The following is a 25,419-nucleotide window of genomic DNA, read 5'->3' as shown; positions in this document are numbered from 1 at the left end:
ATCATCACATAAAAGAAACACTTTATTATAAAAACCAATCATCAATTATTTACCTCACAGGCTAAAAATTTACTTGCCGACTTGACTCTGGTAGGATTGTCTACCGCACCCCAGCATTGTCGTAAGACGAAATTAAATTTAAAATTCGATTATGGAAGATGTAGAAATGATAGAAATCTTTGATGTGGATTACAATCTACTGTCGGATAACCGTTCTAAAGAATTATTCTCTTTAAGAAAGAGGACATTTAAAGACCGTCTCAACTGGATTGTTAATTGCGAAAACAATATGGAATTTGACGAGTATGATAACAATCATACTACGTACCTTTTTGGTATGTATGAAAATATGGTAGTCTGCAGTCTGCGATTTATAGAAACAAAATACAATAATATGATTACTGGCACGTTTAAATCCTATTTTAATAAAATAGAACTTCCTGAAGGTAACTTTGTTGAGGCCAGTAGGCTTTTTATCGATAAAGGACGTGTGCAGGCGATGAAATTACAAAATGAACCGATCAGTTCACTACTATTTTTATCTATGATCAATTATGCAAGAAATTATGATTACCAAGGGATTTATGCAATCATCAGCCATCCCATGCTGATTATCTTCCAAAGATCCGGTTGGGAAATTACAGTAGTCGAGCAAGGGCAATCAGAGAAAAACCAGCGAATTTACCTGATTTACATGCCGGTTGACGATCGCAACCAGCAGATATTGGTCGATCGCATCAACTTGGCCCACCCTGGCTTAACCCCGGACCGCGATGCCTGGCCATTAACCTTCCGTGTCAGGAAGCACGGGTCTGATCAGCTGTAGTTCAACGCCTAGCCTGATAGCATGTTTGGCGTTGGTAACGCCTAATTTTTTGACGGCATTACCAATATGATATTTTATTGTGGTGAGCTTGATCCCCAGGATGAGCGCAATCTCCTGATAGGATTTACCCATGCTTGCCCAGTAAATTATCTCATTCTCTCGCTTCGAGAATATTCCTTTATTGTTCATTTTGTCAAAGTAGGTAGGGCTATTAATTTCCTTGTAAAATGCAGTGAGCTTATCATGAGTAGTAATTAGCAGCATTTGAAGTTTGTCTTGGTTGGCTATTATTCTTTCTTCTATATTATAGTCGCAATGTTTATCAATCATAATAGAAAGCACCACCAAATTATGATTATGATCGTGCAGCACAAATGTATAGCCATTAACTACATTGTAATTCTTAGCCATATCAAAAATTCTTGGCAATTTTAACCCTGGATCAATCATTATATTTTCATCCCAGGAGAACGGAGTAATACGGCGCGAAGCAGTAATAAGAACCGGGTCGATAAATTGATAGTTATTTTCTGTATAAAATTCAAACCATTCAGTTCCATTCGAAATAATCGCAAAGTTCGCCGGGTTTCTTTTATTCATTATGGCAAAAGCGTACTTCACGTTACTATACTCGCTAAGTTTACCTTCCAAATCATTTTTTATGGTGGTGTTGATGGTTTCATCATTGAAGAATGAATTTGACACTGAACCCTCTCCTTAAAAAATAAAAATCCTTAGCTAATAAAAATTATAACATAAAAATTGCTGGCGGCATAACTGATAAAAAGTCAGGTTAAATTATTAAAATCGACAACAAAAATTATCTATACAATATAAATAATCACGGATTGGGATTTATTTATATTAATAAGCGCCATTTAGCCTCATAAAGGATAGGTAAAAAAGGAAAATATCGTGGTTATCTTCAAAAAATTTCAGATACATGTCATGTTAATTTTAATTACAAAATAAACAAAAACACTACATACGGAGTGAGGAGTTACGAGCAAGTACGGAGGAAGACACACGATTCGCCATCAGAGGAAAAAACCAATAACTTCCTCACCCCATCAAATGACAGGGTGAAAGAAAGAAATTGACAATCAAAATATATAAAACAATAATATTTAAAATTGTTTCCCTGGTGTTGGCCAAATTGGCTATCTGATCCTGATTCAGGATCAGTTTTTTTTATGTGTGTCTTGTTTTTCTGAGATAACAATAAAGTTTTTTAAACTCGAATGATAGTTGTACTAAAGTACAGTCAAATACTGTATTTCATCATGCAAAGAGCGAAAATTATCGCATTATAACGTTGATTCCCCCCACTCAGTGCCATAAATAATCCATAGCAAATCGAATAATCCCCCATACATCATAGATGTGCCCACACTGTTTAATTGGCCAGCATCAACATACCGTTATATCTGCGATCCGCCACATCAACCGGTATTGATTATGGGCCAGATGTCCGGGCCCCTTACTGATATATCAACCACTCAAAACCGCGCACTGACGCCGACGTTATACATAAACTGTTCGCCGCTGCTCAGGCCGCCGGTCTGCGAAACGGTGGCGAACGCGGCCACCTGATCTGTCAGCGGCATGTTCGCTCCCAGGGTCACATCCAGCCAGTTTTTATCCTGATTGGCGCTGTCGCGGGTAAAAGAGGTCTGGGTGGACTTCAGGCCGCCGCCGGCCCGATAGACATCATCGCCAAACTGATGCTGATAACTCACCTCGGCGTACGGGTTAAACAGGCCGAAATTGCTGTCTAACCGCCAGCCCAGCGCACCAATCTGCGAATGGTAGGTCTGGTCGTTAAACCTCATGGCGGTGCTGTCGTTGCCGTCCTCGCTGTAACCGGAGACGTTACTGTAATCCCAGGCGAACTGCGCCATCGGCCCGGTGGTCAGATAAGAAGTAACAGGGAAGTCATAACCGGCGGTGACCCTTGCGCCCCACTGCTTGCCATCGGTGCTGCCGGTTTCGGTGCGGGTTAACGACCCCAGTTGCATGCTGCGGCGAATATCATCGTAATCCATTGTCGCGTAATGCAGATCGGCGTTCACCCAACCGTGCTCAAACACGTCCAGGGCGGTAAAGGCCGAGAACAGCAGGCCACGCGCCTTATAGTCGTAGCGGCTGGAAGGCTGCTGATCGTCATTGGAACCGGAAATCAGCGCCCCAATTAACCAGCCGTCGGTCAACTGGTAATCCACCCCGACCGTCAGATTATGGGTGGTGGCGTTGCCGTCACCTGCCGCCAGATTGGCTGAATAGTCATAGTGTTGTCCGGCATAACCGCCGAACACGCCCAGCGCCCCTTGCGGATTGCCGCCATTGCGCAACTGTTGGAAACGGCTGTCGAGGGTAGCGCGGCTGTCACGCGCCATGGCCGCCGTCGCCTGATTCAGCGCCACCACCTGCGCCGGGCCGTCCAGCACCGCCTGAATGTAATCGGCGATCAGTTGATGTGCCTGCGGGCTGGGGTGGAAATGATCGGCAAACAGATAGGATTGGCTGCTGTCAAAACCCGGCATGGCGGAGCTGCACACAGCTGAAGAAACGCCCGGCGGGCAGGCCATACCGGCGGTATTGGTAAAGCCAAACTGCGCCGGATTGGCAATCGCCTCGCTAAACAGTTTGTTGACATCAACCCGAACGATATTGCCGCTGCCCAGTGCCAGCAGGCGGTCTTCGTTCTGGTTATAAAAATCGGTCAGTTGCCCGGCCTGAGCACTCAGGCTGTCAAAGGCGGCAATCAGCTGTGCGGCAATCGCCTGCTGCACCTGCGGGATGGTACTGCCCTGCGCCGCAGCGGCCGTCAGCGCCTGGTGGATGGCCTGAGTTCGCGAGTCATTGTCCGGGGTCGCCAGCGAATTCAGGGTGGCGTAGGCCGCCTGCACTGCCGCGTTTTGCACCGGCGTCAGCGCCTGTTGGATAATCAGCTCCATCAGCTGCGGCGTAGAGCCAATATTCGGCACCGTCGGGACAATCACCGTTCCGGCACCGGCATTTAACAACGAGTGAACCTGCGCTGCAGCGGCGGCCGCACTGTTGTAGGCCACACCCGGCGCAGTCGTCGGATTTAACGCCGCCGCCGCCAGGTCGTTGCCACCAATCCAGTGAATATACAGCCCATCACCATCGGCCCGGCCATTGACCCGGTTGAGGTAGCTCTGCACCTGATCCTGAGTGTTATCCGCCGGGTTAAGCGCCGGTACCGCCACGCCACCGCCCGCGGCATAGTTGTCACCGCCGTTATCCGATGCCACCAGCGCGGCACCAATACGTTGCGCCAGCACTTCGTCGTATAACAGATGTTTATTGCTGTCGTAGGTAAAGCGGCCATTGTTGCCGGTGTCGCTCAGACTGTCGCCAAAGACGTAGAGTTGGTCGTAGGCCAGCGCTGAGGTCGTCATACTGCATAATATTGCCACTGCAAGCACCGCCGGGCGGGGCATACGAGTTATTTTTAGAGGCATGAACAGACTCCTGAGAGCCAAGCAAATGAAGGAAAATACATTTTTATCATTGGCCTTTTTGGCTACCGGCCATCTAGTAAATATTGCTGGCTTTTTCGCCACGTCAAGCCGGTCGTTGATAAAACAATCAGGGGCTTGCCAAGTTCGCAACTTCGGGCGATGCTTACTGTAAATAAACACAGCACAAGGACAGTCAGTATGATCAACGAACGTTGCGGTTGGGTGACGGCAGATCCGTTATATCTCGAGTATCACGACAAGGAATGGGGCGCACCGACTACCGATGCGCGTGAACTGTTCGAAATGCTGTGTCTGGAAGGGCAACAGGCCGGACTGTCCTGGATCACCGTGCTAAAGAAACGTGAAAACTACCGTCGTGCCTTCCACAACTTCGATCCACAGCGGGTGGCGGCCATCAGCGAACAAGAGGTGGAAACCTTGCTGCAGGACAGCGGCATTATCCGCCACCGGGGCAAAATCGAGGCCATCATTGCCAACGCCAGGGCCTATCTGGCGATGGAAGCAGCCGGTGAAGATTTCGTCAGCTTTATCTGGACCTTTGTCGACGGCAAGCCACTGCTCAACCGTTGGCAACAATTGAGCGAAGTACCGGCGAAAACCGAACGTTCAGACGCCATGTCCAAGGCGCTAAAAAAACGCGGCTTCAAATTTATCGGTTCTACCACCTGTTATGCCTTTATGCAGGCCAGCGGGCTGGTGAACGATCATCTGACCGGATGCCTCTGCTACCCAAAGCCGTAGCGATCCACCCTTGCGGCCCGGCCGATCTGCCGCGGCTGATGGCCCTGTGGTTGCCCAGCACCATCGCCGCCCATCCGTTCGTGAAGGAAAGCTACTGGCGGGAAAGCGCAACGCTGGTACGGGAAAACTACCTGCCGCGAGCGCACAGTTGGGCGTATTGGCATGAGGGGGAGATCGTCGGCTTCATTAGCGTGTTGGATCAGCGCTTCATTGGCGCGCTGTTTGTTGAACAGGCGTTTCACGGTCGCGGCGTCGGACAGGCGCTGATGGCGCACGTACAACAACGCTATCCCCAGCTGAGCCTGGAAGTGTATCAGGAGAATCTGCGCGCCTGCGCGTTCTACCACAAGCAGGGTTTCCAGGTAACACAGCGCCTGTTAAATGAAGAAACTCAAGCCCATACGTTGCTCATGAACTGGGCCGCCAGCGTTTGATTTTTGTCACTTCTGGCTAAAAACAGCGCACTCCGCACCGGGGTGCGCTCAATTCAGAATCCGCTGCATGGTATTCCCCTCCGTTTTACCGGATAACAAGCGCAGCCCGTGAGCCGCTTATAATTTGTCACGTTTTTTTCCGGAACTGCCGGAGGAGATACGCGTCATAGTAGCGCCGCAACCTGGCATACCAGGCGGCCAACGGTTTTTTTAGCGTCCCCGAGATTGGACTGACGCACACAGATTCTGATGCCACAAAGGAAAAAACATGAATAAACGCATTGCGATTATTGCCGGCGCGGTGAGCCTTGCGCTCACGCTGTCAGCCTGTACCACCAACCCGTACACCGGGGAATCTGAAGCCGGAAAATCCGGCATTGGCGCAGGGATCGGCGCGGCATTGGGCGCAGGCGTCGGCATGCTGTCCTCGTCGAAAAAAGACCGCGGCAAAGGCGCACTGATTGGTGCCGCTGCCGGTGCAGCACTGGGCGGCGGTGCCGGTTATTACATGGACGTGCAGGAAGCCAAACTGCGCGACAAAATGAAAGGTACCGGCGTTAGCGTGACCCGTCAGGGCGACAATATCGTGCTGAACATGCCAAATAACGTCACCTTCGACAGCAGCAGCGCTACCCTGAAACCGGCGGGTGCCAATACCCTGACCGGCGTGGCCATGGTGTTGAAGGAATACCCGAAAACGGCGGTTAACATCATCGGCTACACCGACAGCACCGGTTCCCGTGCGCTGAACATGACCCTGTCTCAGCAACGTGCCGACGGCGTGGGTAGCGCGCTGATCACCCAGGGTGTTGCGGCCAACCGCATCCGCACCTCAGGTGCCGGTCCGGACAACCCGATCGCCTCCAACAGCACCACGGAAGGCAAGGCACAAAACCGCCGCGTTGAAATCACCCTCAGCCCGCTGCAGTAATCCCGTGCGGGGCGCTCTGCCCCGCCACTTCCTGTCCCCCGCCGCTCCGCCATTGGGCATTCCGGCTCTGCGCCGGGTGTGTTAGTCTCCTTGGCAATTAACCACAGGGGAGATCGGCTGTGAGCAGTGTTAAGGCAATTCGCGCCTCGGGGCGGGCCACCATCAGCGATGTGGCGAAAACCGCCAAGACGGGTAAAACCAGCGTATCGCGCTATCTCAATGGTGAGCAGCACCTGCTTTCTGACGATCTCAAACAGCGCATCGAACAGGCGATCCACCAGCTCGACTATCGGCCCAGCCAGATGGCACGCAGCCTGAAGGGCGGCCAAACGCGGCTGATTGGCCTGATCATCGCCGACATCACCAATCCCTACTCGGTGGACGTAATGCGCGGTATCGAAGCGGCCTGCCGCCAACACGGTTTTACCCTGCTGGTGTGTAATACCAATAACGAGGTCAACCAGGAACAGCACTACCTGCAATTGCTTAGCAGTTACCGGGTAGAGGGCATCGTGGTCAATGCCGTCGGTATGCGCGAAGAGGCGCTGTCGACCCTGCAACAATCGATGCTGCCGATGGTGCTTATTGACCGCAAAATCTCTGATTTCGCCTGCGATGTGGTGGGCCTCAACAATCACGAAGCGGCCACCGTCGCCACGGAACACCTGCTGCAACAGGGTTTCGAAGCCATTTTGTTTCTCAGCGAGCCAATCGGCACGGTCAATACCCGCCTGGAAAGGCTGCACGCCTTTAACCAGACCATGGCGCAACATGCCGGACTGTTGGCCGAACAGGCCGAAACTCCGCTTAACGACGTTAAGCAGCTGGAAGGCGTGATCCACGACTTTAACGCTCGCCATCGCGGTATGCGCAAGGCGGTGATTTCCGCTAATGGTGCCCTGACGCTGCAGGTGGCACGCGCCATGCGCCGGCTGGGTATCCAGTGGGGCAGCGATATCGGCCTGCTGGGCTTTGACGAGCTGGAATGGGCCGAACTGGCTGGGGTGGGCATCACCACCCTGAAACAGCCCACCTATCAAATGGGCCATGCCGCGCTGGAGCAACTGGTGCAACGCATTCAGGGCCTGAATACCCCCATCAGCGAACAGATGTTCCCCGGTGAGCTGATCGTGCGCGGCTCCACCACCCGATAATCTCTCCCCCTTTCCCGCAGGGGCGCGAGCTGTGCGCCCCTTACATCGCATCATCCAGACTATTTTTTGCTCAGGTTCGTGACTGCGATCATATTTTTACACTCTGTCGCTTTTGTCTGGAACCGGTACCATTTAACTTGTGGTTAACAGTATCGGTGGGACTAACACCACCTCAGGAGCAAAAATGACCAGAGAAATTATCATAGTGACCGGCGCCTATGGCACCGATACCGTCCAGCAGCTCGGTGGCCAGGCCGCTTTACTGCCGATCATCGCCGGTGCAGGTGCCGACGGCGTAGAAATTCGCCGCGAACTGTTTTCTGCTCAGGAGCTACAGGCCCTGCCGGCTCTGGCTCAGGCCATCGAACAGCAGCAACTGTTTGCCGTTTATTCCGCACCTGAAGCCCTGTTTACCCCGCAGCACACGCTGAACCCAAATCTGCCTGCACTGCTGGCGGAAGCCCAGACGTTGAATGCGCGCCAGTTAAAATTATCCCTGGGCCATTACCAGCCGGGCTTCGATTTTACCGAACTGAAAGTGGCACTGGAGCAGCATCCGGTCAGCCTGGTGGTGGAAAATGACCAGACCCCGGACTGCGGCATTCTGTCACTGCTGAACGCCTTTTTCCACGCGGCGGAAGATAACCGTCTGCCGGTCAGCATGACTTTCGATATGGCCAACTGGCACTGGGTCGGGCAAGACGCCTTCGCCGCCGCCGAGCGCCTGGCCCGCCACGTCAGCTACGTTCACGTTAAAGCCGCCACTCATAGCCTGAAAGGCTGGCGTGCCGTGGCGCTGGACGACAGTGACGGTAAATGGCGTGAGTTGCTGACCCGTCTGCCGCAGGATGTTCCACGTGGCATTGAATTCCCATTGCAGGGTGACAGTCTGGAAGACGTAACCCGCTACTACGTTAACCTGCTGCGTGCGGAGTAAAACATCATGACAACGCTGACAGCCGCGCATAGCGCACCATTGGACGTCGTCACCCTGGGTGAAGCCATGGCCATGTTCGTGGCAAGCCAAACCGGCGATATGGCGGAAGTGGAAACCTTCACCAAGCGCATTGCCGGTGCCGAACTGAACGTGGCGATCGGTCTGGCACGTCTGGGCCTGAACGTCGGCTGGGTCAGCCGCGTCGGCAATGACAGTTTCGGCCGCTTCGCCCTGCAACAATTGAAAAAAGAAGGCATTAACGCCCAGCAGGTAACGGTAGACGGCAATTATCCGACCGGTTTTCAGATCAAATCTAAAACCACGGATGGTACCGATCCCAAGGTGGAGTATTTCCGCAAAGGCTCGGCGGCCAGTCATCTTTCAGTGGACGATTTCAACCGCGAATACTTCGGTTCCGCTCGCCATCTGCACCTGAGCGGCGTAGCGGCGGCCCTGTCCGGTCAGTCGCTGGCGCTGTGTCACCATGCCGCACGTGAGATGCGTGCGATGGGCAAAACCATTTCGTTCGACCCTAATTTACGTCCGGTGCTGTGGTCCAGCCAACAGGTGATGATCGAACAGCTCAATAAGCTGGCGTTTGCCGCCGACTGGGTGCTGCCGGGGCTGAAAGAAGGGCAAATCCTCACCGGCCAATCAACGCCGGAAGGCATTGCCGATTTTTACCTAGAGCGCGGCGTACAGGCGGTGATTATCAAAACCGGCCCGGACGGCGCCTGGTTTAAAACCGCCGCCGGCGACCAGGCGGCCGTAGCTGCCATTAAAGTCGACAACGTAGTGGACACCGTGGGGGCAGGCGACGGTTTTGCGGTCGGCACCCTTAGCGCCCTGCTGGAAGGCAAAACGCTGAAACAGGCGGTTCAACGCGGTAACAAAATCGGCTCGCTGGCGATCCAGGCCATCGGCGACAGCGAAGGCTTGCCGACCCGCGCAGCACTGGCTGAATAAATATAACAAACATAATCGGTTAACCGACTTCTCCACATGACGTGTACCTCTGGCCCTACAACCAGGACGCGTTGAGAGAACACTGAGGAATCTGAACATGAACAAAGCGACTATCGCGGCTAAACGCTGGTGGTACATCATGCCCATCGTGTTTATCACCTACAGCCTGGCCTATCTCGACCGCGCCAACTTCAGCTTTGCTTCGGCCGCCGGCATTAATGACGATTTGGGTATCACCAAGGGCATGTCCTCACTGCTGGGCGCGCTGTTTTTCCTCGGCTATTTCTTTTTCCAGATCCCCGGCGCTATCTATGCCGAACGCCGCAGCGTTAAAAAACTGATTTTCTGGTGCCTGATCCTGTGGGGGGCCTGCGCCTCACTGACCGGCATGGTCAGTAATATCCCCATGCTGGCCGCTATCCGCTTTATCCTCGGCGTGGTGGAGGCCGCGGTCATGCCGGCGATGCTGATTTACATCAGCAACTGGTTCACCAAATCAGAACGCTCACGCGCCAATACCTTCCTGATCCTCGGCAACCCGGTCACGGTGCTGTGGATGTCGGTGGTTTCCGGCTACCTGATCCACGCCTACGGCTGGCGTGAAATGTTCATCTTTGAAGGCATTCCGGCGGTGATCTGGGCCTTCTGCTGGTGGGTGCTGGCCAAAGACAAACCCGCCCAGGCCAAATGGCTGAGCGACGGCGAAAAACTGGCGTTGCAGCAGCAGCTGGAAGAAGAACAAAAAGGCATTAAAGCGGTGCGTAACTACGGTGAAGCCTTCCGTTCACGCAACGTTATTTTGCTGTGCGCGCAGTACTTTGCCTGGAGTATTGGCGTGTATGGCTTCGTGCTGTGGTTGCCTTCCATCCTGCGCAGCGGCATGCAGATGGGTATGGTGGAAGCCGGCTGGCTGTCAGCGGTGCCTTACCTGGCGGCGACTATCGCCATGATCCTGGTGTCCTGGGCCTCCGACAAAATGCAAAACCGTAAGCTGTTCGTCTGGCCGCTGTTGCTGATTGGCGCGCTGGCTTTCTTCGGCTCTTACGCCGTCGGCGCCAACCATTTCTGGGTCTCTTACACCCTGTTGGTGATTGCCGGTGCCGCTATGTATGCCCCTTATGGGCCTTTCTTCGCCATCATTCCTGAAATGCTGCCGAAAAACGTTGCCGGTGGCGCCATGGCACTGATCAACAGCATGGGTGCGCTGGGTTCCTTCTTCGGCTCGTGGTTTGTCGGTTACCTGAACGGCGCTACCGGTAGCCCGGCGGCTTCTTATATGTTTATGGCCATTGCCCTGCTGGCGGCGGTGGTGCTGACGCTGGTCGTCAAACCCGCTCGCAACGAGGCCCAGCCACAACTGGCCTGATCTACCTGAATGACCGGGGTGACGGGCGCTGCGCCCTTCACCCTTTTTGCTTTATGTTATGTTGGATCCCCAACGTCCTAATCGTTAGCTTGCTGGAGTTCGTGATGAAGCCTTCTATCGTTTTATACAAAAACATACCCGCCGACCTGCGTGAACGACTGGAACAGCACTTCACCGTGCACGCCTTCGACGGCCTGACCCCGGATAACCACGATGAGCTGCGCCAGGCGTTGCAACAGGCGGAAGGGATCATCGGTTCCGGCGGTAAAATTGATGAGGCTTTCCTGCAGCAGGCGCCAAAACTGCGTGCGGCCTCAACCATTTCCGTCGGTTACGACAATTTCGACGTCGACGCGCTTAATGCTCATAACGTGCTGCTGATGCATACCCCTACCGTGCTGACCGAAACCGTCGCCGATACCATCATGAGTCTGGTGCTGGCGACAGCGCGCCGGGTGGTGGAAGTGGCCGAACGGGTAAAGGCCGGCGAATGGCAGGGCAGCATTGGAGCCGACTGGTTTGGCGTCGATGTACACCATAAAACCATCGGCATCCTCGGGATGGGCCGAATTGGCCTGGCGCTGGCGCAACGTGCGCACTTCGGCTTCGGCATGCCGGTGTTGTATAACGCCCGCCGCACGCACGAAGAAGCCGAGCAACGTTTTAACGCCCGCCGCTGTGACCTGGATACGCTATTGGCTGAATCCGATTTCATCTGCATTACGCTGCCGCTGACGGATGAAACCTTCCATATGATCAGCCGCGACCAACTGGCGAAAATGAAAAAGAGCGGCATCCTGATCAACGCCGGTCGTGGCCCGGTGGTGGACGAAGCCGCGCTGATAGAAGCGCTGCAGAACGGGACCATCCATGCCGCCGGGCTGGACGTTTTCGAAAAAGAGCCGCTGCCGGTGTCTTCTCCGCTGCTGACGCTGCCAAACGTAGTGGCACTGCCGCATATCGGTTCTGCGACCCATGAGACCCGCTATGGCATGGCCGAATGTGCCGTCGACAACCTGATTGCCGCCCTGACCGGCACGGTCAAAGAAAACTGTGTTAATCCGCAACTGCTGAAGAAATAGTCATGAAGGGCGGCGCCCGCCGCCCATTTCGTTCCATCCCTCTCCCCCCGCCATCTCCTCCCGGAAAATTATCTGTTGGGATGAGGCTATTTTTTTATCGTTGGTCACACTGGGCATTACCCTACGATAAAGACGCTTCCTGCCACGCGTAAGGAGAGCCATGAAACGCCTGACCCTTCCCCTGTTGATGCTGCTGTCACCGGCGGCAATAGCGAGCTGGACGCTGCAAAGCTTCCCGGCCTTTGACGAGTCCGCCAGCGGCTTGTTCACCAGCCACGCCACGTTGGCCAAGGGCGAACTGCCGCTGAAGATTTACCAGAACCAACAGTGCTGGCAGCCGACCACGGCGGCCAAACTGAATCAAGCCCTGTCACTGCAACCTTGCGGCGATAACCCACCGGTTAACTGGCGGTTGTTCCGCGCAGGCGAATATCAGGTGCGCATCGACACCCGCAGCGGTACACCAACGTTGCAGCTCAGCCTGAAAACCGCACCGGAAATCGCCGCCGCTTCGGTAGCACGCATCTGCCCACGCTGGAACGGCTTGCCGGTCACTCTTGACGTGGCGGCGACCTTTGCCGAAGGTGAAACGGTACGTGATTTCTATTCTGGCCAAACGACCAGGGTCAGCCAGGGCAAAGTCACCCTGCAACCGGCCGCAGGCAGCGGGGGGTTACTGTTGCTGGAGTCGGCAAGCAGCGAGAAAGCCGCGCCGTTCAACTGGCACAACGCCACGGTCTACTTCGCCCTCACCGATCGCTTTGAAAACGGCAACCCGGCCAACGACCACAGCTACGGCCGCCGCAGCGACGGCATGCAGGAGATAGGCACCTTCCACGGCGGCGATTTGGCCGGCCTGACGAAAAAGCTCGATTATCTGCAACAGCTCGGCGTCAATGCGCTGTGGATCAGTTCGCCGCTGGAGCAGATCCACGGCTGGGTTGGCGGCGGCACCAAGGGCGACTTCCCGCATTATGCCTATCACGGATACTACGCGCTGGACTGGACCCGGCTCGATGCCAATATGGGCAGCGAGCAAGATCTGCGCACGCTGGTCGAGCAAGCGCACCAGCGTGGTATCCGCATCCTGTTCGACGTGGTGGTGAATCACGTCGGTTACGCCACGCTGGCGGATATGCAGACCTTCCAGTTCGGCTCGCTGTATCTGAAAGGTGCAGAGATCGAAAAAACACTGGGTAAAAACTGGGGCGACTGGCGGCCGGGCACAGGACAAAACTGGCACAGCTTCAACGATTACATCAACTTCAGCGATAAGGCCGGCTGGGACGCCTGGTGGGGTAAAAACTGGATCCGCACCGATATAGGCGACTACGATCCACCGGGCTATGACGACCTCACCATGTCGCTGGCCTTCCTCCCGGACATCAAAACTGAAGCGTCCGGCGCCAGCGGTCTGCCGCTGTTTTATCGCCATAAACCCGACACCGCTGCGCACGAAATCCCCGGAGCTACTCCCCGCGACTACCTGACTACCTGGCTCAGCCAATGGGTACGCGATTACGGCATTGACGGCTTTCGCGTCGATACCGCCAAGCACGTGGAGAAACCGACGCTGGCGCTGCTGAAACAGCGTGCCACGGCGGCGTTGGCCGAGTGGAAAGCCGCTCATCCGCAACAGGCACTGGATAACGCCCCATTCTGGATGACCGGTGAAGCCTGGGGCCATGGCGTGATGAAAAGTGACTATTACCAGAACGGCTTCGACGCGATGATCAATTTTGATTTCCAGGATCAGGCGTCGCAGGCGCTGAGCTGCTTCTCCAGCATCGACGCCACCTATCAACAGCTGGCTGACAAGCTGCAGGATTTCAACGTGTTGAGCTACATCTCTTCGCACGATACCCGGCTGTTCTTTGCCAGTGATGCCAAAGGGTCGCTGGCGCTGCAGCAGCGTGCCGCCGACCTGCTGCTGCTGGCCCCCGGCGCGGTACAAATTTACTACGGTGATGAAAGTGGTCGTCAGCTTGGCCCGAGCGGTTCAGACCCGTTGCAGGGCACCCGTTCCGATATGAACTGGAGTGAGCTGCAGGGCGACAAAGCCCCACTGCTGGCGCACTGGCAGCGGCTGGGCCAATTCCGCGCTCGTCACCCGGCAATCGGTTCGGGTAAACAGCAGTCGCAACAAACGGCGCAATACTACGCCTTCAGCCGTCGGCTTGGCGACGATAAGGTGATGGTGGTGTGGGTCGGCGATCGGTCACAATAATTCAGCGCGATATGCTGGGAAATGTCCATCGGGCGAAGTTTACTCCCGGTGGCTGTTTTATGAACCGCATTGCGTCGGAAATTGACAGGCGGTATGGTGGGGAATTACCTGCTAAAAATAATACAGCTGCACCTATGACTTTTTCACTTTTCGGCGACAAATTTACCCGTTACGCGGGCATTACCCGTTTAATGGATGACCTGAACGAAGGCCTGCGCACCCCCGGTGCCATCATGCTCGGCGGCGGCAATCCGGCGCAAATTCCAGAGATGGAAAGCTACTTTAAACAGCTGTGTCAGGACATGCTCGACCAGGGCAAACTGACCGAGGCGCTGTGTAACTATGACGGCCCGCAGGGCAAAGACGCCCTGCTGAAAGCACTGGCCAAATTGCTGCGCGACGAGCTGGGCTGGCAGATCTCTCCACAGAATATTGCACTGACAAATGGCAGTCAGAGCGCGTTTTTCTACTTGTTTAACCTGTTTGCCGGCCGCTATGCCGACGGCAGCCGCCGCCGCGTACTGTTCCCGCTGGCGCCGGAATATATCGGCTATGCCGATGCCGGGTTGGACGAAGGGCTGTTTGTCTCGGCCAAACCCAACATCGAACTCCTGCCGGAAGGCCAGTTCAAGTATCACGTTGATTTCGAACACCTGAACATCGGCGATGATATCGGCATGATCTGCGTATCACGCCCGACCAACCCGACCGGCAACGTGATCACCGACGAAGAGCTGATGAAGCTCGACCGGTTGGCGCAGCAGCGCAATATTCCGCTGGTGATCGATAACGCCTATGGCGTGCCCTTCCCCGGCATTATCTTCAGCGACGCAACGCCGCTGTGGAACCCGAACATCATTCTGTGCATGAGCCTGTCGAAACTCGGCCTGCCCGGTTCGCGCTGCGGCATTGTGATCGCCGATGAAAAGACCATCAGCGCCCTGACCAACATGAACGGCATCATTAGCCTGTCACCGGGCAGCATGGGGCCGGCAATGGCAACGGAAATGATTGAACGCGGTGACCTGCTGCGCCTGTCCAACGAGGTGATCCGTCCGTTCTACAAACAGCGCGTCGAGCACACTATCGAGATCATTCGCCGCTACCTGTCACCAGAACGCTGCCTGATCCATAAACCGGAAGGGGCAATTTTCCTCTGGCTGTGGTTCAAGGACCTGCCGATTACCACTGAATTGCTGTATCAGCGCCTGAAAAAACGTGGCGTACTGATGGTACCCGGCCACTATTTCTTCCCTGGGCTGGAGCATGAATGGCCGCATACCCATCAGTGCATGCGGATGAACTACGTGCCGGATCCGGAGAAGATTGAGCGTGGCGTGGCAATCCTGGCGGAAGAGATCGAACGCGCGCACCAGGAAGCGGGCTGATCGTTGAGATGGGGCGCCCAAGTGGTGCCCCGTCGTCTTACATCGCCCAGTTTTTTACATCGCCCAGAACAAGACCGCCAGCAACTGTGGCGACATGATGCGCAGGAACATCGCCAAAGGATAAACCGTGGCGTAAGACAGTGCGGCAGCGCCGCTGGTCGGGTGCAGGCCGTTAGCGAAGGCCAGCGCCGGCGGATCGGTCATTGACCCTGCCAGCATGCCGGACAGCGTCAGGTAGTTCATCTTGCCCACCATCCGCGCCAATACGCCCACGCTAAACAGTGGGATCGCAGTAATCAGCGCGCCATAGCCAATCCATGCCAGCCCTTCGCCATTAATCAGCGTATCGACAAAATTACCGCCCGACTTCAACCCGACCACCGCCAGAAACAGCACTATCCCCAGTTCACGCAACGCCAGATTGGCACTGGGCGGCATAAACCAGTACAGCTTGCCGATGCTGCCAATACGCCCAAGGATCAGCGCCGCCACCAGTGGGCCACCGGCCAGCCCCAGACGCAATGCAGCCGGGAAACCCGGTATAAACAGCGGGATGGATCCCAACAGCACCCCCAGGCCGATTCCGATAAACACCGGCAACATCTGCACCTGCTGCAACTTCTGTTGGGCGTTGCCGACAATCGCCGCCACCGCCTCGATAGATTCGGGCCGTCCCACCAGGTTGAGGATGTCACCAAATTGCAGCGTCACATTGCTGCCGGCCACCAGCTCGACCCCGGAACGGTTGAGTCGTGAGATCACCACGTCGTATTTCTGCTTCAGGTTCAGATCGCGGATTTTACTGCCCAGCACCTTCTCATTGGTCACCACTGCTCTCACCACCTGCAGCTCTGTACCGCGCGTTGACAGTGAGACGTCGACCTCTTCGCCAATCACCAGCCGGGCATTTTCCAGGCTTTCGCGCTTGCCCACCAGATGCAGATAATCGCCCAGTTCCAACTTTTCAAGCGGTGCCGGCACCATCAGCAAATCGCCGCGTTTCAGGCGAGAACAGATGATGTCCTCGCCGTTCAGCAGCGGTACATTTTTGATAGCCATCCCCTGCAGATTCGGGTTACGCACCGCCACGTTCATGGTATGCAGCAGTTCGCGCTGGTTGCCCAGGCTGCTTTCAAACGCCTGCGCCTCTTGCTCGATGTTAATGCGGAAAAACAGGCGTATCAGCCACATCACCAATAAAATGCCGCAGATGCCAAACGGATAGGCCATGGCGTAACCCATACCCATGCGATCAACCAGTGCCGGATCTGAACCCAAATCGGTAAGGATTTGCTGCCCAGCGCCGAGCGCCGGAGTATTGGTGACCGCCCCGGAGAACACGCCAAGAATAATCGGCAACGGCACGGCAAACAGCTTGTGAACCACCGCCGCGACCAACCCACCGACCAGCACCAGTAAAATGGCGAAGCCGTTGAGCCGTAGCCCGGACACCCGCAAGGAGGAGAAAAACCCCGGACCGACCTGAATACCAATGGTGTACACGAACAGGATCAGGCCGAATTCCTGGATGAAATGCAGCATGTCGCCATTAAGATTGAGCTGCCAGCTCTGGGCGAAATGCCCAACGATAATGCCGCCGAACAGCACCCCACCAATGCCCAGCCCCACCCCATAGATCTTCCAGTTACCCATCCACAGCCCGAGAACGGCCACCAACGCCAACATGCTGACGGTCAGGGCGATTTCGCTCATAGCTCACATCCTTGCCAAAAGTTTAACAACCGGTTTGCGGTTAAAGACTCACAATTAACAGGGATTTTGGCACAGGCAGGAAAAGGTGACTGTGGCTTGCGCCACAGAAAGCAAAGGGGGAAGCCCGTTAGGACTTCCCCCTGAAAATTTAACTGTTTCTCAGTCGGTTATTTAGCTTCCAGCCCTGGCGTAGTGCCGATGGCGATCCGCTGTGGCTGCAGGGCTTCCGGTACCTGACGCACCAGATCAATATGCAGCAGGCCATTTTCAAACTGGGCCTCGGAAACCTGCAAATGCTCAGCCAGCGTGAAGGTCAGTGCGAACTCTTTGCACACCAACCCCTGATGCAGATATTCCACCTGTTTTTCCGACGGTGTCGGCTTACCGCGCACGGTCAGGCGTGGGCCTTCGACTTCAATATCCAGTTCGCTTTGTTTGAAGCCGGCCAGCGCCAGAGAAATGCGGTAGTGGTTATCGTCGCTTTTCTCGATGTTGTATGGCGGGAACCCTTGCGGCTCCTGGCCGCCCATTGAACTGGCCAATTTGTCAAAGCCGATCCACTGACGCAGTAGTGGGGATAAGTCGTAATTGCGCATAGTATTAACTCCTTCTATGAAGCGAGATGAGGTTTAATCGCCCCCTGACGGCAGGCAGTTAACTAACATTCATTGCACCAGCGGTTCATTCCGCCGATGAAATAAGAATTACTTAATTTCTATCCGGCGCGGTTTTAATGTTTCCGGCACGATGCGTTCCATATCGATATACAACAGGCCGTTTTCCAGTTTGGCGCCTTTAATTTGGATATGCTCGGCCAACTGGAATTTACGTTCAAAGTTACGTTCGGCAATACCTTGATATAAGTAGGTTCTTTCCGCCGGCTCATTATTATGAGCGCCACGTACAATCAACAGGTTATCCTGGGTGGTAATCTCGAGCTCTTGCTCGGCGAATCCTGCCACCGCGATCGCGATGCGGTAATGATTTTCATCCACCAGCTCAACGTTATAAGGAGGATAGCCGCCATTACCCTGACTCTGGCCTGCCTCCAACGCATTAAACAAACGGTCAAAGCCAATTGCAGAACGGTAGAGTGGAGAAAGATCGAAATTACGCATAAAACAGCCTCCTAAGGCACTTCAGCGAGGTTTAATAATTAAGCCTTCCATCATGGACAGGCTAAATAATCAGAATTCCCTTACGGCGAATTCTTAATTTGCTTCTGATAAGAAAATGGGGGTGACTTTCACCATTTCAACCGGCGATGATCAAAAAAATGATAATCAGTGCAGCGAAAGTTTTTTTATCCCTTACAATAAACTGAGACGGCCGCCACAGAGCGGGCTCTTGCTCCTTTTAAAACATCCACAAGATGTTATAGATCAGCAGATTTTGGGGAACAGCACCCTGCAGGATGGAATAATGAAAACGATAAGAGTCATAGCAACCAGTTGCATGCTGTTAGCGACCAACGGCTGCTCCAGCGTAATGAGTCACACCGGCCCGAATCAGGGCTACTATCCGGGTACCCGTGCCAGCATGAACGTGCTGAGGGACGACAATACCAGTTGGGCAATGATGCCACTGGTGGCGCTGGATCTGCCATTCTCGGCGGTGATGGACACGGTGTTACTGCCTTACGACTATATGCGCTCCGGCAGTGACGGTACCGCAGACTCGCCGAGAGCGCGCATCTTGCGTGGCGAAGAGCAGAATCTGGCCGCCAGCGGCGATCCAGCCCATGCGGCGGCTGCCACCCCACAGTAAAAAACCTGATGCGGGCTGTTCGCCCGCCGTTGCTCATACCTCGGCCACAAAAATCTGGCTGAACCCGTCGATCTCACGCATAAACGCCACTTTACTGCCGTCCGGAGAGAACACCACCGCATCACCCGATGGCGGTAGCGCAGTACGCTGCGTCAAACGCTGCATCCGCCCGCTGGCTACCTCACATAACATCAGGCTGTTATCACACACCAGCGCGATACGACCGCCCTGCGGATGCCAACTGAACGCCGATTGAATCCCCTGTTCACCCTGCGTGACCTGACGCGGGTCACCGCCGTTGGGTGAGACCACCCACAGCTGTACCACGCCCGCGTCATCCTTCATCAGGCAGGCAATCATACTGCCGTCGGGTGAACTGCGCAGCCAGTGGCGGGGAGTGGTCGCCACACCAGGGAAACGTCGCCGGCCAGTAAAGGTCAGCCGACGTTGGCGTACCCCCAGCGGGGGGGCAGGTATTTGGGTCGGGGTACCCTGCAACGGCCGGGCACCGGCTTTGGCGTAATCGGCATCATCCTGCGGCAGATCAACGATAAACACCTCAGGCAGCTTTTCACCGCTGCTGGAAATCGTATCGCCGATAAACGCCAGCGCCCAGCGCTGTTGCCGCCCATCAGGCCGGGTATAACCGCCTTGGCCAACCCAGCCCTCTTCATAAGCGCGATTAATTTGGTCACTGCCCGGCTGCGGTTGTGGCGTAGTCTCGCTGACCAATACGCAGTAATGGCTGCCGTCATATTCACGCGGATGCTGCTTGGGAGGGTTCACGCCCTGTAATGGCACGGCTACGCCCACGTTGCGCAGATCCAGCGCCGGGTCCAGCTCATGCATCACATGGTCATTATAGGTAAAGCTCAGGCGACTGCCGTCCGGACTAAAAACGTGCACGTGAGTGCCGCCGCGCAGTGCGCCGGGAGTATAGGGCGCGGTGATGTCCATCGCATCGAGGGTAATGGCCAGTTCGCGATCCGGTTCGCTGACAATCACCCCGCGACGATGGTGAAAATCATAATGCCAAACGCTATCTGGGTGCTCCGGGCCGTGGATAAAAGCATACCGGGCTGGTGCGTCCGGGCTGACGGTCACCACGCCCACATGAGCACCGTGCTGGGCACGGTACACCACTTCCACCACGCCGCTGTCGACGTTCACCCGTTCAATACTCAGGCCGGTGAAAGAGGCGCCGCTCGGGCGTACGTCGTAAGCCAGCCACTGGCTGTCCGGCGTCCAGACGTTAATATTGGTTAGCTGATGCCCACGTGGATCAAAAGTCAGCTGTTTTTCCCGATGGCTCATGGCGGCTCCCCTGCGCATGCTGGCACTGAGCCGCCATCTTACCGGATCAGCCAACGCGTTTCACATCACCCACCAACAACAGATACGACAACGCGCCGAGTAGTGCCACCACGGCGATATAAATCAGTGAGGGAGCAAAACCATAATCCTGCGCCAGATAACCGACCACCAAGGGTACCGTGATCCCCCCCAGCCCGCCGACAAAGTTAAACACCCCACCGGTCAAGCCAATCAACCGGGTCGGTGCCAGCGATGACACCAGCGACCAGGTAATGGAGGCGAAACCGTTGCCAAAGAACGCCAGCGCCATCAGCACCATAATCCACAGCGGATCGTTGGTGTAATTGGCCCCCATGATGCAGGTAGAGAGCAGTAATCCGCAGATGATAGGCGTTTTACGCGCAAAACCGATGGAACGGCCGCTGCGTAGCAAGCGATCGGCAACAAAACCGGATAACAACACGCCGCAGAACGCCGCCAGGAAGGGCACCGTGGTCATAAAACCGGCAGTCAGTGCGGCAATGTGCTTTTCCTGCGTCAGATAATTCGGGAACCAGGTGAGGAAGAACCACAGCGTTGAGGTAATAGCGAACTGGCCGAGATACACCCCCACCAGCTTGCGGTGAAACACCAGTTTCCAGTCGGCAGCGGTGAGCGCTACGCGGCTTTTCTTTTCCGACGCGACGTCGCCATCCACCATGCCGCCACCGTCCTGAATATATTTCAGCTCGGCGTCGTTCACCCCTTTGCTGTTGCGCGGCGACTGATAAACACGCTGCCACACCAACGCCCAGACGATGCCGACACCGCCGGTGATGATGAACACCCAGTGCCAACTGAGGATCTCTTGTACCCAGATCAATAGCGGCGTCAAAAACGCCAGCCCGACAAACTGACCGGAAGTATAGAACCCCACCGCCGAAGCCCGCTCCTGCTCGGGGAACCAACTGGTGACGATGCGATTATTGGTGGGAAATGCCGGCGCTTCAAACAACCCGGTTACCGCACGCAGGCCAATCAGTGATACCAGACCACTGGCGAACCCCTGCAGCAACGTCGCAATTGACCAGCCCATAATGGCAATAAAATAGGTCAGTTTTGAGCCGACGCGATCCAGAAACCAACCGCCAGGGATCTGACACAGGGTATAGGTCCAGGCAAAAGCAGAGAAAATATAACCCATCTGCGCCTTGCTGATGCCAAACTCCTGTTGAATATGCGCTGAAGCCACCGCCAGATTGGCACGGTCGACATAGCAGATCACCACGGTGACAAATATCATGAATAACGTTAAATAGCGGCGTTTACTTTTTGGTGCTGAGGTTAAGGTTATTTCCATTATTTTTATTCCGTTATTTTTCGGATTTTAAGACGGAAGAGAAGTAGGGGATCCCCTTCCGGGTTAACAGAATTATTTAATTCAATTGATGGTGTTTTTAATTTAGGACTACTTTATTTAGCCTTAACGCTATCGGTTATTACCCTGTAAATCGTCAATCCGTGACTGGGGTCAGTGCGTGCAGGTAATAACGCTGCGGTTTGAAAGATGACGGCTAATTACCACTCGGCAACTGCGCCGTCCGGATAACGCCACACGGGATTACGCCAGTCCGTCGCTTGTTTACTGCGCTCGATCACCAGCTCTTCGTTAATTTCCACCCCGAGGCCCGGTTTAGTCAGTGGGTAGAAGTGGCCGTCGGTCATTTTGAAATCGTCTTTATTCACTACGTAGTCCAGCAGTTCGGCCCCCTGATTGTAGTGAATGCCCATGCTCTGCTCCTGGAACACCGCGTTACGCGCCACAAAGTCCACATGCAGACAGGCAGCCAGCGCAATCGGCCCCAGTGGGCAATGCGGAGCCAGCGCCACATCATAGGTCTCCGCCATGGCGGCAATCTTGAAGCATTCGGTGATGCCACCGGCATGAGACAGATCAGGCTGAATAATCGCCAGGCCGCCATCTGCCAGCACCCGTTTGAAATCAAAACGTGAATACATACGTTCACCGGCGGCAATCGGGATATGCGTCTGCGCCGCCAGGCGCGGATAGTACTCTGCCTGTTCCGCCAGCACCGGCTCTTCAATAAACAGCGGACGGTACGGCTCCAGCTCTTTGATCAGGATTTTTGCCATCGGTGCATCGACGCGACCATGGAAATCCAGACCGAACTCGATACGGTTACCAAAGGCTTCGCGGATCTGCGCCACCACCGCCACTGAAGCATCCACCTTGCGCGCACTGTCGATAATGCCCATCTCTTCACAACCGTTCAGCTTAAAGGTGTCGAAGCCGATTTCCGTCAGCTTGTTGATGCCGGCAATCACGTCGGAAGGACGATCGCCGCCCACCCAGCTATACGCCTTGATTTTGTCACGCACCAATCCGCCCAATAGCTGATAAACCGGTACGCCCAGCGCCTTGCCTTTGATATCCCACAGCGCCTGATCAATACCGGCGATCGCACTCATCAGGATCGGGCCGCCGCGATAGAAACCGCCGCGGTAGAGGGTTTGCCAGATATCGTTAATCCGCGCCGGATCCTGGCCGACCACATATTCCGACAGTTCGTGCACCGCCGCCTCCACGCTGCGTGCGCGCCCTTCAATCACCGGTTCGCCCCAACCGACGATGCCTTCATCGGTTTCAATCTTCAGGAACATCCAGCGCGGCGGTAGCCGATAGGTGGTCATTTTGGTTATTTTCATTGAGTGGCTTCCTTATAGGCCCGAACGAAAGCGGCAGCCTGCTGAGCGGTGCGTTCCACCGATTGGCCGGCGCGATAGAGATCGCCCCCCAACCCGGCACCCACGCAGCCTGCGGCCAGATACAGATGCAAGTTTTCCGGCGTGATGCCGCCGACGGCAAAAACAGGGATCTGAGGCGGCAGCACCGCTTTCAGCGCCTTGATATAGTCCGGGCCAAAGGAGACTGAGGGGAAAATCTTCAATGCCTGAGCCCCGGCCTCCAGTGCGTTGAATGCTTCTGACGCGGTGGCGCAACCGGCGCAAACCGTCATGCCCAGCGCCACGGCCCTGCGGATCACCGCCGGTTGGGTATTGGGAGTCACCACCAGTTGCCCCCCCAGCGCGGCCAACTCTTCCACCTGCGCAGGTTGCAGCACGGTGCCGGCACCAATCAGGGCGCGATCGCCGAATTTCTTCACCGTATCACCGATGCTTTGCTGCCAGTCCGGCGAGTTCATCGGTATTTCAATCGCATCGAACCCCGCCTCAAGCAAGGTTTGTACGTGATCAGCCACCTCCTGCGGCGTAATTCCGCGCAGGATGGCGATTAGCGGCAGTTCAGTATTCCAGCTCATGCACAATGCTCCTTATTCCCGATTGGAAAGCCCGATCGCCATCCAGGATCTGGTGGCGTATCCCGGCCATAGTCAGTGCCTGGGCATAACGCTCACCAAGCTGCGGGTTGCCGATCACCGTTAATGCAGCATCCGGCGGCAGCGGGTATTCACGCTGCATCTGCGCCACCTCGTTGCCGATCAACAAGCCGGAAAGCCAGTCGCTGACGGCGCTTTTTTCCAGTTTGCCAAGCACGTGAGCGGCGCGGGTTTCAAATAAACGTCGCACGATGTGGCTTTCATTCATGCCGACTTCCAATCCGTTGATAAACGCCTGCGGATTAGGCCGTTGTTCACTTAGCCCCACGCCGATCAACGAATGGCTGAGCAGCAAATGATGCAATTCGCCTGTTATCACCGTGCGGAAATCCGCCAGGGTGTCGTCCTCCATGCGCACCCATTTGCTGTGGGTACCGGGCATGATATAAACCGCCGCCGGCTGTTCGGCATAGGCGCCAATCAACTGGGTTTCTTCACCACGCATGACGTTGTAGTTATCTTCACGTTCGATACAGATGCCCGGAATAATCCAGGCCCGGTAAGGTAAAGCCTGCTCTATCGCCGTTAACTGTTGGGCAACTTCGGTCAGGCGGGTTGGGCAATGCAGATAAGGCACCTGCAGCCAACCGGCATTGCTGCCGACCATCCCAGCCATCACCACCGGCAGCGGCTCAGCCCACCGCGCCATCAGCTCGCTGAAAACCTGCTGCGGCGTGCGGCCATCAAGGCGGGTAACACCGGCCTGCGACTGCAGGCTATCGACACAGACGCCCTGTTCGTAACGCCAGGCGCGCAGGTTGGTGGAACCCCAGTCAATCGCGATAAAGCTGTCACTCATGTTATGTCCTTTAGGCGTTTGGTTGAGCTGGCGATCATTGCCAGTGCCGCCTGCTCTGCGGCATCCGGATCCTGATGACGGATCGCATCATACAATTCCTGATGCTCGCGCAGAGTTCGTGGCATATTGTCCTCATCCGACATGTAGGTGCGCTCAAACACCGCGCGCTGCAGCGAGCTAATCGCCACGCTAAGCTGTTGCAAAACCGGGTTGTGTACCGCCGCCAGCACCGCTTCGTGATAGCGGATGTCGGCCTCATTAAAACGTTCGCGATCCTGGTGATGGATTTTCATGTCGTTCAGCGCCGCTTCGATCACCGCAAGTTCGCTAGAGGTAGCTCGCTCCGCCGCCCAGCGAGCAATCGTTGGCTCCACCAGGTTACGAACCTCACTCATCGAGGCGATCAGCCGTGGATCATAATCCTGCGCCAGCACCCAGTTCAGGACGTCGGTATCCAGATAATTCCACTGGCTGCGTAGCGTTACGAATGCGCCACGATAACGCTTCACCTCCACCAACCGCTTGGACATCAGCGCACGCAAGACTTCGCGGATGATATTGCGCGAAGTTTCAAACTCTTCGCACAGTTCCGTTTCTGCGGGTAATGCCGCCCCCGGAATATACTTACCGCCGACGATCTGCTGGCCCAGCTCGATAATGATGCGGTCGGTTTTACCGATCTGCTGCTTGTTCATGATTTCTCCGTGGCGTTCGCCATGCTGTGATAACGGATTTACTTTACCCGCGTCTCCCATTGGCGTCCTGCAGTTGCAGCACAATCTTGATAACTTCCCTAAACAACCACCGCCTTATTGTAGTACCTATATATTTTGTTGTACTACAATCAAGATCACAAAACAGACAACA

At 55.3% G+C, this 25,419-nt stretch carries 23 protein-coding genes; 12 read left to right on the top strand and 11 right to left on the bottom strand.

Annotated features, from left to right (window positions below):
* Window positions 1-166: 166 nt before the first annotated feature.
* Window positions 167-826, top strand: coding sequence for an acyl-homoserine-lactone synthase (locus ACNT1W_RS02350; protein ID WP_041418424.1), 660 nt, complete (start codon window positions 167-169; stop codon window positions 824-826).
* Here the strand turns inward: ACNT1W_RS02350 and ACNT1W_RS02345 are convergent.
* Complete coding sequence (locus ACNT1W_RS02345; RefSeq protein WP_261414625.1) at window positions 785-1,531, bottom strand: LuxR family transcriptional regulator; 747 nt, start codon at window positions 1,529-1,531, stop codon at window positions 785-787. The two genes, ACNT1W_RS02350 and ACNT1W_RS02345, sit on opposite strands and share 42 nt — an antisense overlap.
* Window positions 1,532-2,325: 794 nt before the next feature.
* Window positions 2,326-4,314 carry an autotransporter outer membrane beta-barrel domain-containing protein gene (locus ACNT1W_RS02340; RefSeq protein ID WP_115183489.1) on the bottom strand — a complete coding sequence of 663 codons (1,989 nt, stop codon included), beginning with the start codon at window positions 4,312-4,314 and terminating at the stop codon, window positions 2,326-2,328.
* 198 nt (window positions 4,315-4,512) lie between these two features.
* Here ACNT1W_RS02340 and ACNT1W_RS02335 point away from each other — a divergent pair, with 198 nt between their 5' ends.
* The 10 genes from ACNT1W_RS02335 to ACNT1W_RS02290 all read left to right on the top strand — a co-directional run bounded on the left by ACNT1W_RS02335 (window position 4,513) and on the right by ACNT1W_RS02290 (window position 15,561).
* Entirely contained in the window at window positions 4,513-5,076 is a 564-nt protein-coding gene (locus ACNT1W_RS02335) for a DNA-3-methyladenine glycosylase I (RefSeq protein ID WP_012004537.1), read from the top strand.
* Complete coding sequence (locus ACNT1W_RS02330) at window positions 5,052-5,510, top strand: N-acetyltransferase (protein WP_012004536.1); 459 nt, start codon at window positions 5,052-5,054, stop codon at window positions 5,508-5,510. Before ACNT1W_RS02335 ends, ACNT1W_RS02330 begins: the two co-directional genes overlap by 25 nt.
* Before the next feature lie 268 nt (window positions 5,511-5,778).
* The gene (locus tag ACNT1W_RS02325; protein ID WP_135314588.1) at window positions 5,779-6,441 is read left to right on the top strand and encodes an OmpA family lipoprotein; all 663 of its coding nucleotides are present in this window, start codon (window positions 5,779-5,781) and stop codon (window positions 6,439-6,441) included.
* Window positions 6,442-6,578: 137 nt separating this feature from the next.
* Window positions 6,579-7,595: a LacI family DNA-binding transcriptional regulator gene (locus tag ACNT1W_RS02320; protein ID WP_037410627.1), complete on the top strand. Its 1,017-nt coding sequence runs from the start codon at window positions 6,579-6,581 to the stop codon at window positions 7,593-7,595.
* A gap of 184 nt (window positions 7,596-7,779) precedes the next feature.
* Complete coding sequence (locus ACNT1W_RS02315) at window positions 7,780-8,532, top strand: sugar phosphate isomerase/epimerase family protein (protein WP_112363460.1); 753 nt, start codon at window positions 7,780-7,782, stop codon at window positions 8,530-8,532.
* A gap of 6 nt (window positions 8,533-8,538) precedes the next feature.
* Window positions 8,539-9,498 (top strand): sugar kinase, encoded by a 960-nt coding sequence (locus ACNT1W_RS02310; RefSeq protein ID WP_012004532.1) that lies wholly within the window; start codon window positions 8,539-8,541, stop codon window positions 9,496-9,498.
* A 97-nt stretch (window positions 9,499-9,595) separates the two neighbouring features.
* Window positions 9,596-10,864: an MFS transporter gene (locus ACNT1W_RS02305; RefSeq protein WP_012004531.1), complete on the top strand. Its 1,269-nt coding sequence runs from the start codon at window positions 9,596-9,598 to the stop codon at window positions 10,862-10,864.
* Window positions 10,865-10,968: 104 nt separating this feature from the next.
* Complete coding sequence (gene ghrB, locus ACNT1W_RS02300; RefSeq protein WP_218217369.1) at window positions 10,969-11,946, top strand: glyoxylate/hydroxypyruvate reductase GhrB; 978 nt, start codon at window positions 10,969-10,971, stop codon at window positions 11,944-11,946.
* A 160-nt stretch (window positions 11,947-12,106) separates the two neighbouring features.
* Window positions 12,107-14,173 carry an alpha-amylase gene (locus ACNT1W_RS02295; protein WP_419246356.1) on the top strand — a complete coding sequence of 689 codons (2,067 nt, stop codon included), beginning with the start codon at window positions 12,107-12,109 and terminating at the stop codon, window positions 14,171-14,173.
* A gap of 134 nt (window positions 14,174-14,307) precedes the next feature.
* Window positions 14,308-15,561 carry a valine--pyruvate transaminase gene (locus tag ACNT1W_RS02290; RefSeq protein WP_017891156.1) on the top strand — a complete coding sequence of 418 codons (1,254 nt, stop codon included), beginning with the start codon at window positions 14,308-14,310 and terminating at the stop codon, window positions 15,559-15,561.
* A gap of 54 nt (window positions 15,562-15,615) precedes the next feature.
* Here the strand turns inward: ACNT1W_RS02290 and ACNT1W_RS02285 are convergent, their stop codons facing one another.
* From ACNT1W_RS02285 to ibpA, 3 genes are all read right to left on the bottom strand, one after another.
* On the bottom strand, window positions 15,616-17,274 hold the full coding sequence (locus tag ACNT1W_RS02285; RefSeq protein WP_112363463.1) for a putative transporter: 1,659 nt from the start codon (window positions 17,272-17,274) through the stop codon (window positions 15,616-15,618).
* A 167-nt stretch (window positions 17,275-17,441) separates the two neighbouring features.
* Window positions 17,442-17,870, bottom strand: a complete 429-nt coding sequence (gene ibpB, locus ACNT1W_RS02280; RefSeq protein ID WP_012004522.1) for a small heat shock chaperone IbpB — start codon at window positions 17,868-17,870, stop codon at window positions 17,442-17,444.
* A gap of 108 nt (window positions 17,871-17,978) precedes the next feature.
* Entirely contained in the window at window positions 17,979-18,392 is a 414-nt protein-coding gene (gene ibpA, locus ACNT1W_RS02275; protein WP_004950577.1) for a small heat shock chaperone IbpA, read from the bottom strand.
* Window positions 18,393-18,696: 304 nt separating this feature from the next.
* On the opposite strand from ibpA, the gene ACNT1W_RS02270 reads away from it, so the two are divergent.
* Window positions 18,697-19,041, top strand: coding sequence for a YceK/YidQ family lipoprotein (locus tag ACNT1W_RS02270; protein WP_012004521.1), 345 nt, complete (start codon window positions 18,697-18,699; stop codon window positions 19,039-19,041).
* A 33-nt stretch (window positions 19,042-19,074) separates the two neighbouring features.
* On the opposite strand, the gene ACNT1W_RS02265 is transcribed toward ACNT1W_RS02270, so the two are convergent.
* From ACNT1W_RS02265 to ACNT1W_RS02240, 6 genes are all read right to left on the bottom strand, one after another.
* Window positions 19,075-20,355 (bottom strand): DUF3748 domain-containing protein, encoded by a 1,281-nt coding sequence (locus tag ACNT1W_RS02265; protein ID WP_112363464.1) that lies wholly within the window; start codon window positions 20,353-20,355, stop codon window positions 19,075-19,077.
* A 46-nt stretch (window positions 20,356-20,401) separates the two neighbouring features.
* Complete coding sequence (locus ACNT1W_RS02260; RefSeq protein ID WP_259191373.1) at window positions 20,402-21,694, bottom strand: MFS transporter; 1,293 nt, start codon at window positions 21,692-21,694, stop codon at window positions 20,402-20,404.
* A 218-nt stretch (window positions 21,695-21,912) separates the two neighbouring features.
* Window positions 21,913-23,061: a galactonate dehydratase gene (gene dgoD / locus ACNT1W_RS02255; protein WP_419246355.1), complete on the bottom strand. Its 1,149-nt coding sequence runs from the start codon at window positions 23,059-23,061 to the stop codon at window positions 21,913-21,915.
* A complete protein-coding gene (locus ACNT1W_RS02250) occupies window positions 23,058-23,675 on the bottom strand; it encodes a 2-dehydro-3-deoxy-6-phosphogalactonate aldolase (RefSeq protein WP_012004517.1) in 618 nt (205 codons plus the stop codon). Before ACNT1W_RS02250 ends, dgoD begins: the two co-directional genes overlap by 4 nt.
* Entirely contained in the window at window positions 23,659-24,552 is an 894-nt protein-coding gene (locus ACNT1W_RS02245; RefSeq protein ID WP_419246354.1) for a 2-dehydro-3-deoxygalactonokinase, read from the bottom strand. Before ACNT1W_RS02245 ends, ACNT1W_RS02250 begins: the two co-directional genes overlap by 17 nt.
* Window positions 24,549-25,247, bottom strand: a complete 699-nt coding sequence (locus ACNT1W_RS02240; RefSeq protein WP_419246353.1) for a FadR/GntR family transcriptional regulator — start codon at window positions 25,245-25,247, stop codon at window positions 24,549-24,551. Before ACNT1W_RS02240 ends, ACNT1W_RS02245 begins: the two co-directional genes overlap by 4 nt.
* Window positions 25,248-25,419: the final 172 nt, after the last annotated feature.

The sequence above is a fragment of the Serratia sp. NFX21 genome, assembly GCF_048517035.1.
GTDB classification, from domain to species: domain Bacteria; phylum Pseudomonadota; class Gammaproteobacteria; order Enterobacterales; family Enterobacteriaceae; genus Serratia; species Serratia quinivorans.
Note: the sequence above shows the minus strand (reverse complement) of the source record. Positions and strands in the feature narration are given on the sequence as shown.